The sequence below is a fragment of the Caulobacter sp. 602-2 genome, from assembly GCF_011043625.1.
Taxonomy (GTDB): Bacteria; Pseudomonadota; Alphaproteobacteria; order Caulobacterales; family Caulobacteraceae; genus Caulobacter.
This window is the reverse complement of sequence record NZ_JAAKGT010000001.1, coordinates 913,464-928,918: the sequence shown is the minus strand read 5'-3', so window position 1 is coordinate 928,918 and position 15,455 is coordinate 913,464. Positions and strand designations below refer to the sequence as shown.

Annotated in this window: 10 protein-coding genes; 5 read left to right on the top strand and 5 right to left on the bottom strand. The window is 69.3% G+C overall.

The genetic code is table 11. The features are described 5' to 3' along the window. Nucleotides 1-12: 12 nt before the first annotated feature. The 3 genes from G5B46_RS04220 to G5B46_RS04210 are packed head-to-tail and all read right to left on the bottom strand — an operon-like array spanning nucleotide 13 to nucleotide 3,176. Entirely contained in the window at nucleotides 13-1,464 is a 1,452-nt protein-coding gene (locus G5B46_RS04220; protein ID WP_165256330.1) for a D-aminoacylase, read from the bottom strand. A 33-nt stretch (nucleotides 1,465-1,497) separates the two neighbouring features. Beyond that, nucleotides 1,498-2,781, bottom strand: coding sequence for an amino acid deaminase (locus tag G5B46_RS04215; RefSeq protein WP_165256328.1), 1,284 nt, complete (start codon nucleotides 2,779-2,781; stop codon nucleotides 1,498-1,500). 5 nt (nucleotides 2,782-2,786) lie between these two features. Beyond that, nucleotides 2,787-3,176 carry a RidA family protein gene (locus G5B46_RS04210; protein ID WP_165256326.1) on the bottom strand — a complete coding sequence of 130 codons (390 nt, stop codon included), beginning with the start codon at nucleotides 3,174-3,176 and terminating at the stop codon, nucleotides 2,787-2,789. Between the two features lie 183 nt (nucleotides 3,177-3,359). Between G5B46_RS04210 and G5B46_RS04205 the strand changes: the two genes are divergently transcribed. The 5 genes from G5B46_RS04205 to G5B46_RS04185 all read left to right on the top strand — a co-directional run bounded on the left by G5B46_RS04205 (nucleotide 3,360) and on the right by G5B46_RS04185 (nucleotide 12,273). Continuing rightward, nucleotides 3,360-4,298: a MurR/RpiR family transcriptional regulator gene (locus G5B46_RS04205; protein ID WP_165256324.1), complete on the top strand. Its 939-nt coding sequence runs from the start codon at nucleotides 3,360-3,362 to the stop codon at nucleotides 4,296-4,298. Nucleotides 4,299-4,856: 558 nt separating this feature from the next. After that, entirely contained in the window at nucleotides 4,857-7,778 is a 2,922-nt protein-coding gene (locus G5B46_RS04200; protein WP_240903299.1) for a TonB-dependent receptor, read from the top strand. 223 nt (nucleotides 7,779-8,001) lie between these two features. Further along, on the top strand, nucleotides 8,002-9,330 hold the full coding sequence (locus G5B46_RS04195; RefSeq protein ID WP_165256320.1) for a gluconate:H+ symporter: 1,329 nt from the start codon (nucleotides 8,002-8,004) through the stop codon (nucleotides 9,328-9,330). Beyond that, nucleotides 9,320-9,949 (top strand): DUF1349 domain-containing protein, encoded by a 630-nt coding sequence (locus G5B46_RS04190; RefSeq protein ID WP_165256318.1) that lies wholly within the window; start codon nucleotides 9,320-9,322, stop codon nucleotides 9,947-9,949. The genes G5B46_RS04195 and G5B46_RS04190 overlap by 11 nt, the downstream gene beginning before the upstream one ends. Before the next feature lie 23 nt (nucleotides 9,950-9,972). Further along, nucleotides 9,973-12,273 carry a family 20 glycosylhydrolase gene (locus G5B46_RS04185; RefSeq protein WP_165256316.1) on the top strand — a complete coding sequence of 767 codons (2,301 nt, stop codon included), beginning with the start codon at nucleotides 9,973-9,975 and terminating at the stop codon, nucleotides 12,271-12,273. Nucleotides 12,274-12,617: 344 nt separating this feature from the next. On the opposite strand, the gene G5B46_RS04180 is transcribed toward G5B46_RS04185, so the two are convergent. Next, nucleotides 12,618-14,666, bottom strand: a complete 2,049-nt coding sequence (locus tag G5B46_RS04180; protein WP_165256314.1) for a TonB-dependent receptor — start codon at nucleotides 14,664-14,666, stop codon at nucleotides 12,618-12,620. Between the two features lie 101 nt (nucleotides 14,667-14,767). Beyond that, nucleotides 14,768-15,442 carry a GntR family transcriptional regulator gene (locus G5B46_RS04175; protein ID WP_165256312.1) on the bottom strand — a complete coding sequence of 225 codons (675 nt, stop codon included), beginning with the start codon at nucleotides 15,440-15,442 and terminating at the stop codon, nucleotides 14,768-14,770. Between the last annotated feature and the right edge of the window lie 13 nt (nucleotides 15,443-15,455).

Below are 15,455 nucleotides of genomic sequence, written 5' to 3'. Positions count from 1 at the left end.
AGGCTGGAGTGATCAGGCGGCCGAGCGCAGGAAGCGGCCGGCGCGCTCGCCCACGACGTCGCCGTCGCTCCAGGCCAGGGCGCCGTTGACGAAGACGTGCTCGACCCCCCTGGCCGGGCGCGTGGGGGCCTCGTAGGTGGCCTGGTCGATGATCGTCTCGGCGTCGAAGACCGTCAGGTCGGCCTTCATGCCCACGACCACCCGGCCGCGTCCCGCTAGGCGGAAGGTGTCGGCGGCCAGGCCCGTCATCTTGTGCACCGCCGCCTCCAGGCTGATCAGCTTCTCGTCGCGGGCGTAGTGGCCCAGCACGCGCGGGAAGGCGCCCCACAGGCGCGGATGCGGACGCTTGTCGTGCGGCAGGCCGTCCGAGCCGACCATGCAGCACGGATGGGCCAGGATCGAGCGCATGTCGGCCTCGGCCATCTGGAAGTAGCTGGCGCCGCCGGGCATCAGCCGCTCGGCCGCCTGCGGCTGCGACAGACCCCATTCGGCGGCGATCGCCGCCAGGGTGCGGCCGGCCATTTCCGGATGCGGCTCGGACCAGTTGACCAGGATCTCGACCTCGCCGTCGGCCAGGTCCGGCCGGATGATCGTCGAGCCGGCCGTGTAGGGATAGCAGTCCAGGTGCACCGGCTGGCTCTGGCGGGTCTGGTCGATCAGGCCCAGGGTCTCGGCCGCGCGGCCCCAGTTGCGCACGCCGGCACACTTGTGGTGCGACAGGATCAGCGGCGCGCCGCTGGGCGCGGCCACGGCGAAGGCCTCCTTCAGGGCTTCGATGATGCCTTCGCGCTCGTCGCGGATGTGGGCGGTATAGACGCCGCCGGCCTGCGCGACGGTGCGCGCCAGGGCCTGCAGCTCTTCCATGTCGGCCGCCCAGGCCGGGGCGTAGAACACCCCCGAGCTCATGCCCAGCGCGCCCTCCGACAGGGCGTCGCGCAGCAGGGCGTCCATCGCCTCGCGCTCGGCCGCCGTGGCGGGGCGTTCCAGGTCGTCCATGCACAGCACGCGCAGGGTCGAATGCCCGACCAGCGCGGCCACGTTGATGCGCGGGCAGGCCGCCTCGATTGCCCGGCGATAGTCGGCGAAGGCGGCGTAGGCGAAGTCCTCGCGCGCGCCCAGCAGGTTGAACGGCTCGGCCACGGCCTCGTCGAAGCGCAGCATCGGCGCCGAGATCCCGCAATTGCCGGCGATCACCGTCGTCACGCCCTGGCTGATCTTGGGCAGCATGTCGGGCTGGGTGATGCAGACGAGGTCGTCGTGGGTGTGCACGTCGATGAAGCCGGGCGCCACCACCAGGCCCGAGACGTCGATCGCCCGGGCGCCGCCCACCGGCAGGGACGGGCTGACGGCGACGATCATGTCGCCGGCCAGGGCGACGTCGGCGACGAACGCCGGGCCGCCGCTACCGTCGATGACCGTGCCGCCCTTGAGGACGATGTCGGCGGCGGGGAGGGCGCTTGCCATGTCGTGGGTCGGGCTGCTCAAGGGACGGGTCACTCAGAAAAAGGTCTTCAGGCCGCCCAGCACGCCGTAGGCCTCGTCGACCTCCAGCAGCACCGACCACTTGTCGAAGGTCGTGCAGGGGTGGGAGATCTCGAAGCCCAGCAGGTCGCCGACGGCCAGGTCGGCGTCGGGGGCGATCGTGAGGAAGCCGTGCTGGTCGGCCAGCTTGGCGGTGACGATCCCGTCGACGGCCTGCGCGGCGTCGTGCAGGCCGAGACGGAACCAGCGGCGGGCCGTCGGCAGGTGGATGTCGAACGAGACGTCGCGCTTGCCCATCATGACGATGGCCATGTCCGGCTGCGGACGCGAGATCACCCGGGTCCAGACCTCCAGCGCCGGCCGCAGGCGCGGCGGGGCGCCGACGGCTTCGCGGGCGTCCATGCGGCTCAGCAGCTCGCGATAGAAGCCGCTGTCGTGGGTGACGTAGCAGCCGCTGCGCAGCACGATCTCCGCGCCCGGCGCCTCGCCGGCCAGGGCCCGGGCCACGAGGTCGTAATAGGCCGAGCCGCCGGCGGTCAGCACCACCTCGCCCACCGCATAGAGGCTTTCGGCGCGCAGGGCGTGGTGCAGGCCGATCAGGCCGTCGAGATAGGCGTCCACCTCGGTGGCGTCGCGCACGGCGTGGTCGCTGAAGACCAGGCCCTCATAGCCCTCGACGCCGTGCAGTTCGACGCCGGGGAGGGCATGAACCAGCCGGCCCAGCGCCAGGCCCTCGCTGGCCGAACGCACGCCGCAGCGGCCGTCGGCCATGCCCAGTTCGATCAGCAGTCGGGCGGGCGGCGCCTCGGGCGCGGCGGCGAAGATGTCGGAGATCGCCCGCACGCCGGCCTCGCCGTCGACCAGCACGTAGACCGGCCGGTCGGGCGCCTGGGTCGTCAGGTCGCGAAGGCATTCGATCTCGGCGCGGCCGACCAACTGGTTGGCCAGGATCAGGCGCGGGGCGCCGATCTGGTGGCACAGCTTCAGCTGGGTCATGGTCGCCGCCGTCAGGCCCCAGGCGCCGCCGTCGATCTGGCGCGCCAGCAGTTGCGGGCACATCGTGGTCTTGGCGTGCGGGGCCAGCTTGGCGCCCGCCGCGTCGACATAGGCCTGCATGACGGCCAGGTTGTTGTCGATCGCGGGGCGTTTCAGCACCGCGGCCGGCATCGGGATGTCGCCGCCGAGCAGCGACAGGCCGCGACCGGCCAGGTCGCCCAGCGTGCGCACCGAGCCGTCCAGCGGGACGGCCTTGGTTCCGGGCGCGAGGACCAGCGTGTCGAGATCGGCGGGCGACATCATCGGCGTCAGGCCTGCGGAACCAGGGCGATGACCTCGATCTCGACCTTGCAGTCGACCATCATCGGCGACTGCACGCAGGCGCGAGCGGGCAGGGCGTCGCCGAAATAGCTGTTGTAGACGCGGTTGAAGGCGTGGAAGTCGCGGGCGTCGTCCAGCCAGACATTGGCCTTGACCACATCCTTCAGGGTGCAGCCGGTCTTGGCCAGGATGCCGACGATGTTCTCGATGACCTTGTGGGTCTGGGGCACGACGCCGCCGTCGACCAGTACGCCGTTCTCGTCCATCGGCACCTGGCCCGAGACGAAGACGAAGCCGTTGGCGACCGTGGCCTGGCAGAAGGGCAGGGCGTTGCCGCCGGTGCCCGTGGTGGCCGCGCCGATGCGTTGGATGGACACGAAATTCTCCTGACTCAAGGTCGAGTTCCGACCTTCAGGAGCCACGTCGGATGTAATCGTGTCAACGAAAATGTAGCAAAACTATCATTCTTGATGTTGGTGAGGGCTCGGCCTTGATTGCGGCGCGACATCGTTGTCGGTATCTGTCGTCGGGCGAGCGTTGTCTGGTGAAGGGATCGGGGGATGAGTCAGTCTGAAAGCGCCGTCGACGACGGTGACATCCTTCCGCGCATCGAGGCGATGATGGAGGCGATGACGCGGTCGGATCTCAAGATCGCCAAGCTGATCCTGAAGTCGCCGCACGAGTTCGTCCGCGCCAGCGTCAAGTCGGTCGCCACCGACCTGGGAGTCAGCGAGCCGACGGTCCTGCGTTTCTGCCGCACTGTCGGCTGCGAGGGCTTCAAGGACCTGAAGTTCCGCCTGATCCAGGAGCTGGCCCACGCCCAGGCGGTGACCGACCAGCGTGAGCGCGCGGCCCGTCCGGCGCCGGCGCGGCCCGAGCCGCATGTCGCCCTGGGGGCTGACGCCGCGGTCGGCGATCGCCTGTTTGACACCATCATCGACGCCCTGGGGCGCACGCGCGAGACCTTGAACGAAAAGGATTTGCAGGCCGCCGCCCTGGCCGTCGCCAAGGCCGCGCGCGTGGTGATCTACGGCATCGGCGGCAGCTCGGCCGCCCTGGCCAGCGAGATCCACAACCGCCTGTTCCGGCTGGACGTGCCGGCCATGGTGTTCACCGACGGCTACGCCCAGCGGATGTCGGCCGCGATCCTGTCGCCGGGCGACGTGGCGCTGTTCCTGTCGTCCACCGGCCGTCCGCGCGAACTGCAGGAAAGCATGGAGCTGGCCAAGCACTACAAGGCTGTCTGCATCGCCATAACCGACGCGGATTCGCCGCTGGGGCGCGACGCCGACATCTGCCTGCATGTGGGCCTGTCGCCGTCCGGCGTCGAAGAGTTTCAGCCCAACCCCATGCGCTTCGCCCAGCTGTTCGTTATCGACCGGCTGGCCTATGCGGTGGCCGCCTCGCTCGGCGAGCGGGCCCACCAGATGCTGCGCCGCGCGCGCGGCAGCGTGGCCTGGCTGCACGGAATCGCGCCGCAGCAGCCGATCGGCGACTGATCCTCTGACGGCCTGTTGGCGGCGTGGCGGGTGAGTGGCGGGCGAGGGGCGGCTCTCTTCTGGAGGCTTCGTCGTCCTATGCTTCGCGGCCGCGGCGTATCGCCTAAGACGGCGATCGGAATTTGATCCATCTCTTGATAGCGGTCTCATGCGCTCCGCGTGTGTGGATGGGGCTGCTCGCGTCGCGTGGAAAGCGTATCTTTCATCGGCGCCGCATTTGTGGGCGCCTCTCTGAGCGCTGAAAATAAAAGGTATTTTTGGATTCAGGGGTGGCTCCTTAGGCAATCGTTTTATGATTGCTACATAAATGAATGTTTTGTGATTGACGTTATATAGGGCCTGTGACAATCCTTCCTGCGTCCTGAACAGGGCGGGAAATGAAGGCGTCGGCGCGGTTCGCAACAGTATCCGTGCATGAGTGTCCGGCATTCGAAAACATAAAGAGCATCCCTGCGTCAGTGGGGAAGTAATAACACTTAGCTGGAGTCGGGTTCAGCGAGCGCCAACAGTGCGCCCGGGCTCGCACTCCTCGAGCAAGGGGGCTGGAAGTTGTTGAAATTGAATCGCCGTACCTATGCCGGCACGGTCTCGGCTCTTGCACTGCTGTCCTGGGGGGCTGTCGCGCACGCCGTAGGCCAGGCCGAGACCCAGGCCGCCGAGGCCGACGCCACGGTCTCCGAAGTCGTCGTCACCGGTTCGCGCATCGCCTCGCGCGGCTTCACCCAGCCGACGCCGACCACCACCGTCACCGCCGAGGACCTGGAAAAGGCCTCGCAGCCCAACGTCTTCCAGGCCATCGTTCAGATGCCGGCCCTGCAGGGCAGCACCGGCAAGACGGTCTTCGTCAACAGCACCAGCAGCGGCATGCAGGGCCTGAGCTCGTTCAGCCTGCGCGGCCTTGGCCCCATCCGCACCCTGACCCTGCTCGACGGCCAGCGTGTCACGCCGGCCAACATCAACGGCGTCTCCGACGTCAGCCAGTTCCCGCAACTGCTGATCAAGCAGGTCGACGTGGTCACCGGCGGCGCCTCGGCCTCCTACGGCTCGGACGCCATCGGCGGCGTGGTCAACTTCGTCACCGACAAGACCTTCGAGGGCTTCAAGGCCCGTCTGGAAGGCGGCGAGAGCAAGTATCGCGACAACGACACCTTCGTGGCCCAAGCCGCGTTCGGCGACGCCTTCCTCGATGATCGCCTGCGCGTCACCGGCAGCGTCGAATACAGCCGCGAGGCCGGCGTCCTGGCCGGCGGCTTCGGCGAGCAGCAGGCCGGCGGTCGCGACTGGTACGAGACCCCCGCCATCCAGGTGCGTCCGCTGGCCTCGACCACCGACGGCCTGCCGCAGTACCGCGTCATCAAGGGCGCCCAGCAGATCCAGTACGCCAAGTACGGCCTGATCACGAACGGTCCGCTGCAGGGCATCGCGTTCGGTCCGGGCGGCGCGCCCTATCAGTTTCAGTACGGTTCGGGCGGTACGCCCAACGGCGCCGGCGGCGTCACCGGCTGCTTCGCCCCGTTCTGCGTCGGCGGCGACCTGTCGGGCGGCATCGGCGCTTCGCCGACCCTGGCCGCGCGCCTCAAGCGCAAAGTCGCCTACGGCCGCGTCAGCTACAAGTGGGGCGACGACGACGAGATCTACCTGACCACCAACTTCGCTCAGGTGAACTCGCTCAACCAGCCCAATGTCGGCGCCGAGCGCACCGGCCTGACCATCCAGTGCGAGAACCCGTTCGTGCCGGCCGCCATCCGTACGGCCTGCGTGAACAACAACATCACCAGCTTCCAGATGGGCACCAGCAACGGCGCCTTCGGTCCCATCGACGTCAACGTCAAGCGCGAGCAGGAACGCTTCGTGCTGGGCGCCAACGGCAGCCGCGAGCTGTTCGGCACGTCGTGGACCTACGACGCCTACTACGCCTACGGCGTTAACCGCATCAGCATCGACGTCGACAACATCACCCTGACGCCGCGCTACAACGCCGCCATCGACGCCATCGCCGGCCCGAACGGCACGGTGATCTGCCGCGACCCGGTCGCCCGCGCCAACGGCTGCGTGCCGCTGAACATCATCGGCAACGTGACCCAGGACCCGGCCGCCCTGGCCTATGTGATGCCCAAGAACGGGCCGCGCCAGCGCTCCAAGCAGAACGAGTCCGTCGCCGCGTTCAACGTCACCGGCGAGCCCTTCCAGTCGTGGGCCGGCCCGGTGGCCATCGCCGCCGGCCTGGAATGGCGTGAAGAGAAGTACCGCACCATCGGCGACCCCTACGGCGACGGCGCGACGGCCGACAACGGCTACACCGACGACTACAAGGCCGATCCGCTGCTGCGCACGGCGGGCAACAACTGGTACGCCGGCAACTATCACGGCGGTCACGGCTCCTACAGCGTCACCGAAGGCTACCTCGAAGCCAACGTGCCGGTGCTGCAGTCGGAGACCCTCGGCGAGGCCAACATCAACGGCGCGGTCCGCCAGACCAAGTACAGCACCTCGGGCAACGTCACGACCTGGAAGCTGGGCGGCGTCTGGAAGACCCCGGTCCAGGGCCTGCGCCTGCGGGCGGTGACCTCGCGCGACATCCGCGCTCCGAACCTGGGCGAACTGTTCGCGCCGCCGGTGGTGACCAACGCCACCGTCCTCTATCGCGGCACGGCGGTGAACGTCCTCCAGGAGATCGTCGGCAACAGCAACCTGCGTCCCGAAAAGGCCCGCAACACCGAGATCGGCGTCGTCCTGGCCGAGCCGGCCTGGCTGCCGGGCTTCAGCTTCTCGGCCGACTATTTCGACATCAAGGTCGACGGCGCCATCAACTCGCTGGCCGCCCAGGACCTGGTCGACCTGTGCGTCGCCGGCAACCAGGAGATCTGCGGGGCCATGCTGCTGACCAGCACCCAGCCCAACACCAACTTCGTGCGGGTGCAGGCCTTCAACGTGGCCACCATGCGCACCAAGGGCGTCGACCTGGAGGCCATCTACCGCAAGAACCTGGAAGACTGGGGCCTGCCGGGCACGCTGTCGATCCGGGCCCTGGCCACCCACGTCATGAGCTTCAAGACCACCTCGGGCGTGCTCGGCACGATCCCGGTCGAGAGCGCCGGCGTGAACCTGTCCAACACCCCTGACTGGAAGGCCACCTTCAGCCAGACCTGGGCGCTGGATCGCTTCAGCCTGACCCTCTACCAGCGCTGGATCAGCGACGGCGTCTACAACAACGAATACATCGAGTGTCAGACCAACTGCCCGGTCTCGACCGTGCAGCGCCGCACCATCGACAACAACCACATGGAGGGGGCGACCTACGTCGACCTCGGCGGCACCTACGACGTCAACCAGAACGTCACCGCCTACTTCAAGATCGACAACATGTTCGACGAGGATCCCGTCGCCGCGCCGACCACCAACGTCAGCCCGGGCGTCAACCCCTACCTCTACGACACCATCGGCCGGATGTACCGCGCGGGCGTTCGCCTGCGGTTCTGACCGCTGTCCTCGGGCGCGCTTCTGCGAGCGCGCCCATCACCGGCCGCGAAGCCACTCCCTCCCCGGTAAGCGGCCGGGCCTCAGCCCCAAGGCGGATCCCCTGCCTTGTCCGGCTTTAGATTCCCCGGCGCCACAAAACCCCACGGCGCCGGGGAATCGCTCTTTCCTGGCGCCCGCGGAGCGAAACGTCGCCCGCCTCTAGTAGGGTGGTGGTCTCGTCATGATGGTGCTCGCCGTTGTCGCGTTGATCGCGCTGCTGGTCGTGCTGATCGCCTGGGGCAAGGTTCCGCCGTTCCTGGCCTTCCTGGTCGTGGCGCTGGGCGGGGCTGTGCTGTTCGGCATGCCGCTGGCCCAGATCCCCAAGTCCCTGGAGAAGGGCGTCGGCGACATGCTCGGCGGCCTTGTCGCCATTATCTGCCTGGGCGCCATGTTCGGCCGCGCCATCGCCGACAGCGGCGCCGCCCAGAGCATCGCCCGCGCCCTGATCGGCGCGGTGGGCCTGCGCTTCATCCTGCTGGCCATGGCCATGACCGGCCTGATCGTCGGCATCCCGCTGTTCTACAGCGTCGGCTTCGTGGTCATGATCCCGCTGATCTTCTCGATCGCCAAGCGGGCCAACCTGCCGCCGGTCTATGTCGGCCTGCCACTGCTGTCGGGCCTCTCGGTGGCCCACGGCTACCTGCCGCCGCACCCGTCGCCCGCGGCCCTCGTCACCCTGTTCGGCGCCGACACCGGTCTGACCCTCGGCTACGGCCTGATCGTCGCCATCGCCGCCCTGATGGTGGGCGGCCCGCTGCTGACCCTGGTTCTGAAGCGCGTCAACCTGCTGCCGCTGGGCGGACCGCCCGCGGACTCGCCCTTCGCCGCCGAGGAGGCCGCCGAGGCCAAGGCCCCAGGACCGATCAACAGCTTCACGACCGCGCTGCTGCCCGTGGTGCTGATCGCCGCCACCACGGCGCTGCTGGTCGCCTTCAAGAACCCGTCGCCGACCCACGACCTGATCGGCTTCCTCGGCAATCCCGCCGTCGTGCTGACGCTGTGCCTGATCTACGCCACCTTCAGCCTGGGCGTGCTGCGCGGGATCGGCATCCCCGTGCAGATGCAGCGCTACGGCGACGCGCTGAAGGACGTGGCCTCGATCCTGCTGATCCTGGCCGGGGCGGGGGCGCTCAAGCAGGTCTTCGTCGACAGCGGCGTCAGCGCCACCCTCGGCGGCTGGCTCGGCTCGCTGCCGCTGCACCCGCTGGTGCTGGGCTGGCTGATCGCCGTCGTGATCCGCGTCGCCCTCGGCTCGGCCACCATCGCGGGCCTCACCGCCGCCGGCCTGATCCAGCCGCTGATGGCCACCACCGGCGTCGACCCTAACCTGATGGTCCTGGCCATCGGCGCCGGCAGCCTGATGTTCTCTCACGTCAACGACCCGGGCTTCTGGCTGTTCAAGGAGTATTTCGGCCTGACCCTGAAGGAGACCCTGCTGTCCTGGACGGTGATGGAGAGCCTGGTCGGCATCGTCGGGCTGATCTGCGTGCTGGGGCTCAGTCTTGTCGTCTGATCGCGCCTTCGACCGCCGCAGCGTCCTGGCCGGGGCAACCGCCGCGATGCTGGCGACGCCCGCCCTGGCCCGCGCCGCCGACGGCTGGTCATGGCTCAACGCTCCGGGAACCTGGGCCTGGAAGGACGGGACCCTGGCCTGCGAGGCCGGCCCCGGAACCGACTTCTGGCGCCGCACGGCCGGAGGTCCGCTGATCGACAACGGCCACTTCTGGTTCCGTCGCCAGACCGGCGACTTCGAGATGACCGCCGCCCTGGCCGGCGACTACGCCGCCGACGCCGACCAGACCGGCCTGATGCTGCGCCTGGCGCCCGACCTCTGGATGAAGACCGGGGTCGAGCGGCTGGGCGGACATCTGCACTCGGCCACCGTCTTCACCCGCGACTGGTCGGACGGCTCGTCGCTCGAGATCCCCGACGCACCCGCCGTGCGGGTCAAGCTGCGTCGCTCGGGCCAGACCCTGTTCTGCGCTCACGCCGTGGGGGAGGGCGCCTTCGTCGACACCCGCCTTGGCCACCTGCCGATGCCGCAGACGGTGGACCTCGGCGTCATGGCCGCCTCGCCGGCCGGCAAGGGCTTTGCCGCCCGCATCTCGAACATAACGATCAAGAGTCTCTGAGAAGAGGCCGCTGGGAGCTGACCATGCCTTTCACCCTCCGACCCATTGCGGCCGCCGTCGCGCTCGCCGCCGTGCTGCCCGCGCCGGCCCTGGCCGCCCAGGCCTTCGCCGTCACCCCGGCGCCGGCCAAGATCGCGCCGGCCAAGGGCGCGCTGGCCCTGCGCGCGGGCGACGCCGTCTGGATCGCGCCGGGCGACGCCGAGGCCCGCGGCGCGGCCCAGTGGCTGGTCGACACCCTGGCGGCCACGCGCGGCGTGCGCCTGGCGATCAAGGAAGGCGCGCCCACGGGCGCCGGCGGCGTGGTGCTGTCGCGCGACGGTCCGGAAGGCGAGGCCTACGCTCTGGACGTCTCGTCCCAGCGCGCGCAGATCCGCGCCAAGGACAAGGCCGGCCTGTTCTACGGCGCGGTGTCGCTGTGGCAGCTGGCGGGTCAGGACAAGGCCGGCGCGCCGGTCCGGGTCCAGGCCGTCAGCATCGAGGACGCCCCGCGCTTCTCCTGGCGCGGCCTGATGCTCGACAGCACTCGCCACTACCAGAGCCTGCCGACGATCAAGCGGATCATCGACGGCATGGCCAGCCTCAAGCTCAACACGCTGCACTGGCACCTGACCGACGACCAGGGCTGGCGGCTGGAGATCAAGAAGTACCCCAACCTGACCGACCACGGCGCCTGGCGGCGTCCGGCCGGGGCGGCGGGCTACAAGGCCTCCGGCGAGGAAGTGCGCTACGGCGGCTTCTACACCCAGGACCAGGCGCGCGAGATCGTCGCCTACGCGGCCGCCCGCAACATCGTCGTCGTGCCCGAGATCGAGATGCCCGGCCACGCCCAGGCGGCGATCTCCAGCTATCCGCAGCTGGGCACGCGCCCGGCCGCCGAGCGTGTCATGGCCGACTGGGGCGTCTATCCCGACATCTTCAACGTCGACGATGCGACCTTCGCCTTCCTGGAGGACGTGCTCGACGAGGTGATGGCGATCTTCCCGTCGGAGTACATCCACGTCGGCGGCGACGAGGCGCTGAAGGCCCAGTGGGAGGCCAGCCCCAAGATCCAGGCCCGCATGAAGGAACTGGGCCTGGCCGACGAGCACGCCCTGCAGAGCTACTTCATCCAGCGCATCGAAAAGCACCTCAACGCCAAGGGCCGTCGCCTGGTCGGCTGGGACGAGATCCTCGAAGGCGGCCTGGCGCCCAACGCCACCGTCATGTCCTGGCGCGGGCTGGAAGGCGCCGTGGCGGCCGCCAAGCAGGGCCACGACACCGTGCTGGCGCCGGGGCCGGTTCTCTATTTCGATCATCGCCAGAGCACCTCGCCCGACGAGCCGCCCGGCCGCGGCAAGCTCTCGACGCTGAAGAGCGTTTACGCCTTCAATGCCGAGCCGTCCGAGCTGACGCCCGAGCAGCACAAGCATGTGCTGGGCATGCAGGCCACGATGTTCAGCGAGCACATCCGCACCGACGAGCGGGCCGTGACCATGCTGTTCCCGCGTCTGGCGGCCCTGGCCGAAAACGCCTGGACCCCGCGCGACAAGCAGGGCTGGGCGGGCTTCGAGGATCGCCTGCCGGCGACGCTCGGCCGCCTGTCGGACCTGGGCCTGGCCTATGATGCCGTGCCGTTCGAACCGCAGGCCGCCTTCGACTGGCCCAAGGGCGGCGAGATCGGCGCCAGCCTCGACACCGGCCTGCAGGTCGGCGAGGTGCGCTACACCACCGATGGTTCGGAGCCGACGGCGGCCTCGCCGCGCTACGCCGGGCCGCTGAAGCTTTCGGCCGGCGCGCAACTGAAGGCCCGCACCTTCCAGGGCAAGCATCCGCTGGGCCGCGTGCGGGCCTGGAACGTCACGGCCGACACCGCCCTGACGCGCCGTTCGCACCAGCTGACGCGCTGCACCGAGGGCCTGATCCTCAACCTCGAGGATGACGGCGCGAACGAGAAGGGCGAACGCGCGACCTTCCTGCTCGACATCCTCAACCCGTGCTGGATCTGGAAGGACGCCGATCTCTCGGCCGGCGCCAAGCTGACCGTCACCGTCGGCCAGCTGCCCTACAACTTCCAGCTCGGCAACAAGCTGGAGCCGCTGCCGGTGCGTCCGCCTTCGCGGCCCGAGGGCGAGCTTGAGGTGCGCTTCGGCTGCAAGGGTCCGCGCCTGGCCACCGTGCCGCTGACGCAGGCCGCCAAGAACTCGGCCCTGACCGAGATCGTCATCGACGCACCGCCGCGCGGCAAGGGCGACATCTGCTTCACCTTCGCCAGCAAGGCCATCGAGCCGATGTGGGCCGTGCACAGCGTGCGGATCACGCCGTGGGTGGTGGCCAAGGCGGACTAGGTTGGTGCGGTAATCCGCGGCCCGTTCAATCCGTCCTTCCCCGCGAAGGTGGGGAAAGGGCGAGCTGAAATAGTTGATATTCTCAAAGGCTTATACTCTTGTCATCCCGGCCGTACGCCCGTGAAGGCGGGCGGGAGCGCCGGGATCTCCCACCGTCCAGACCCCGCCGACGTGGGAGGTCCCGGCTCTACGGACCGCTGACGCGCTCCTACGGCCGGGATGACAAGCGTTTCCAGTTTCCAATTGAGTACGGCCCCTAGCTCGTCATCCCGGGCGAGGGCCGGGATGACGAGCGCCTGGGCGGCGCTGGGAGGGGGCCGTGGCGCCGCCTTTCGGGCGCTGTCCTAGAACAGCGCCCGCAGACCCATCACCACGTTGCGCCCGCGCAGCGGGGCGGCGGTGGCGACGAACGAGGCGTGGTTCAGCGCGCGCTCGTCCAGGAGGTTCGTACCGCGCAGGAACACCTGGCCGATCACCGGACCCATGGGCAGGTCGTAGGCCACCGTGGCGTTGATCATGTTGTAGCCCGGCGTCTGGCTTTCGAAGGCGGCCGTGCGGTCCTGGTCGAAGACCCGCACGTACTCGACATTGCCGCTCCAGGCGCCGTCCTTCAGGTCGCTGCGCGCGCCCAGCCGGCCGGCCGGAACGCGCGGCAGGTCGCCGCCGCCGTCCTTCAGCCTGGCCCGCACGTAGTCGCCGAACGCGGTCACCGACAGCCAGGGCTTCAGCTTCTGGGTCACCTGGCCCTCGACACCGGTGAAACGGGCGTCGTCCTGACTGTAGCGCACCAGGCGGAAGTCTTCGTAGCGGTCCAGCGTGTCGGCATAGATGTAGCCGTCGTACTCATAGCGATAGACGCTGGCCGAGAAGGTCGTCGCGCCCTGCGTCTTGCGCAGCGCCAGTTCCGCCGAGGCGGCGGTCTCGACGTCCAGGTCGGCCGAACCGATCTCATAGGTGTTGGTCGCCAGGTGCACCCCGCGGGCATAGAGCTCCTGGGCGCTGGGCGCGCGCTGCGAGCGGGCCACCGACAGCGAGGCCACATAACCCGGCGTGAAGGTCCAGCTGGCCGCCGCCGAGGCCGAGAACGGCTTGTGGTCGGCGTCCACGCGGCCCTGGGCGCTGGCTTCCTGCCACTCCTGGCGCAGGGCGCCTTCGAAGCGCCAGTCGCCGGCCACGTATTCCTCGACCACGAACACGGCCCGGGTCTGCGTCCGGCTTTCCGGAATGAAGGCTTCTTCGCCGACGGCCGAGAAGTCGCTCTTGCCCACCTGCACGCCGACCACGCCGCGCACCCCGCCGATCGGCGCGTGCTGCACCTCGACCCGGGCGTCGTAGCCCTTGTTGCCGAAGGTGGTGGCGATCGCGCCGTCCTCGATCTCGTGGTGACGATAGTCGGTGTAGCCGCCGCGCAGGCGGATGCGCTCGACGCCGGCGAACGGATCGTTGATCTCGCCGCGCACGTCGACGCGCTTGCTCAGCAGGTCGACGACCGGCGCGCCGTGCTCTTCGCCCTCATGGTCGTGATCGTGGTCGTCCTCGTCCTCATGGTCGTCATGGCCGCCGCAGTGCAGGGTCGCGCCGTGCGGGTGGCACGACTCGTACTCGTGGCTGTGGCCCGGCAGGCCGTACTTGCTGTCCTGCTGGGTGTAGGCCGCGCCCAGATAGCCGCGCGAGCCGATCCACGACAGGCCAAGGGTCGCCGTCGATGTGCGGTTGAACGTGCCGGGAACCGTCGAGCTGTCGAAATCGGGAACCTCGTAGTCGTCGGTCTTGCGGCCGGCCGCCTCGATGCGCACGGCGAACTGACCGACGCCGGCCGTCAGGCCCAGCACGCCGGCCCGCTCGTTGTCGCCCGAGCCGAAGCGCACTTCGGCCACGCCGTCGCCGCCCAGCGGCGGGATCTGCGTCGGGATCTTGCGGTCGATCAGGTTGACTGCGCCGCCGATCGCGCCGCCGCCGTAGAGCAGGGCGCTGGGGCCGCGCAGGATCTCCACGCCCTCAAGCAGCAGCGGTTCGCCGGAAACGGCGTGGTCGGGCGACACCTCCGAGGCGTCCATCAGGGCCGCGCCTTCGCTCAGCACCTTCACCCGCGGCGCGGTCTGGCCGCGGATCACCGGCCGGCTGGCGCCGCCGCCGAAGGTGTCGGAATTGACGCCCGGCAGGCCGTTCAGCGTCTCGCCCAAAGTCGCTTGGCGACGCTGCACGAACGCCTCGCCGGTCAGCACCGCGACGCTGGAGATCACGTCCTTGCCCGACCGGCCCAGCGGGTCGGCGGTCACCACCACGCCCTCGACGTCGGTCCCGCCCGGTCCCGATTGCGCCGCCAGCGCCCAGGTCGGAGCGGCGAGGGCGGTAAGGCTGCCGGCGGCGAGAAGGATGCTTCGAAGTTGCATGGAACGCTGACCCCATCTGAAAACGATCGCAGGTCAACTATGTTATAACGTAACAATGCGCAACCCGAGGTCGGCCCATTTTTCGCCCATCATGGGTGATGTCAGGCGCGTTGGGCGCTGGGCGGCTCGCCGATCAGCTGGGCGCAGATGGCTTCGGCGGCGGCTGGATCGCGCTCGACGATGGCCTGAGCAAGGGCCCGGTGCAGCACCACGTCGGCCATCTGCTCCTCTGGCGTCTGCTTCTCCATCTGCCAGATCCAGAACCGCGTCGCGACGTTCTGCAGGGCGATGACGAAGCGGGCCAGGGTGGGGTTCTGGGCGGCGAAGGCCACGGCCCGGTGAAAGGCGTGGTCCATGGCCAGCATGGCCCGGAAGTCGCCGGCCTTGATCGCCGCCTCCGCTCCCTCGAAGGCGGCGGTGATGGCCACCAGGTCCGCCGGGCGGCGGTTGCGGGCGGCCAGTGCGGCCGTGCGCCCCTCCAGCATCCGCCGCACCTCGAAGGCGTGCTCGATCTCGGTGACGTCCATCGGCGCGACGATGGTGCCCACGCGGGGCCGGCGCACGACCAGCCCCTCGATGGCCAGCCGCCCCAGCGCCTCTCGCACCCCGGCCACCCCGCCGGCGTAGCGGGCGGCGAGGGCCTTTTCCTCCAGCACCTGCATCGGCGGCAGTTCGCCCAGGATGATGTCCTGCAGGATCAGCTCGTAGAGGCGGGCTTTCTGCAGTCCCGGCGCCCAGTCGCCATGGGGCTCGACGCTGTTCAGGGGGCCCTTCATGGCCGGCTCGATG

Excerpts from the sequence above, each read along its gene's own strand:
- G5B46_RS04220 (WP_165256330.1), bottom strand. The coding sequence starts at position 1,464 with ATGGCAAGCGCCCTCCCCGCCGCCGACATCGTCCTCAAGGGCGGCACG.
- G5B46_RS04215 (WP_165256328.1), bottom strand. The coding sequence starts at position 2,781 with ATGATGTCGCCCGCCGATCTCGACACGCTGGTCCTCGCGCCCGGAACC.
- G5B46_RS04205 (WP_165256324.1), top strand. The coding sequence starts at position 3,360 with ATGAGTCAGTCTGAAAGCGCCGTCGACGACGGTGACATCCTTCCGCGC.
- G5B46_RS04195 (WP_165256320.1), top strand. The coding sequence starts at position 8,002 with ATGGTGCTCGCCGTTGTCGCGTTGATCGCGCTGCTGGTCGTGCTGATC.
- G5B46_RS04185 (WP_165256316.1), top strand. The coding sequence starts at position 9,973 with ATGCCTTTCACCCTCCGACCCATTGCGGCCGCCGTCGCGCTCGCCGCC.
- G5B46_RS04180 (WP_165256314.1), bottom strand. The coding sequence starts at position 14,666 with ATGCAACTTCGAAGCATCCTTCTCGCCGCCGGCAGCCTTACCGCCCTC.
- G5B46_RS04175 (WP_165256312.1), bottom strand. The coding sequence starts at position 15,442 with ATGAAGGGCCCCCTGAACAGCGTCGAGCCCCATGGCGACTGGGCGCCG.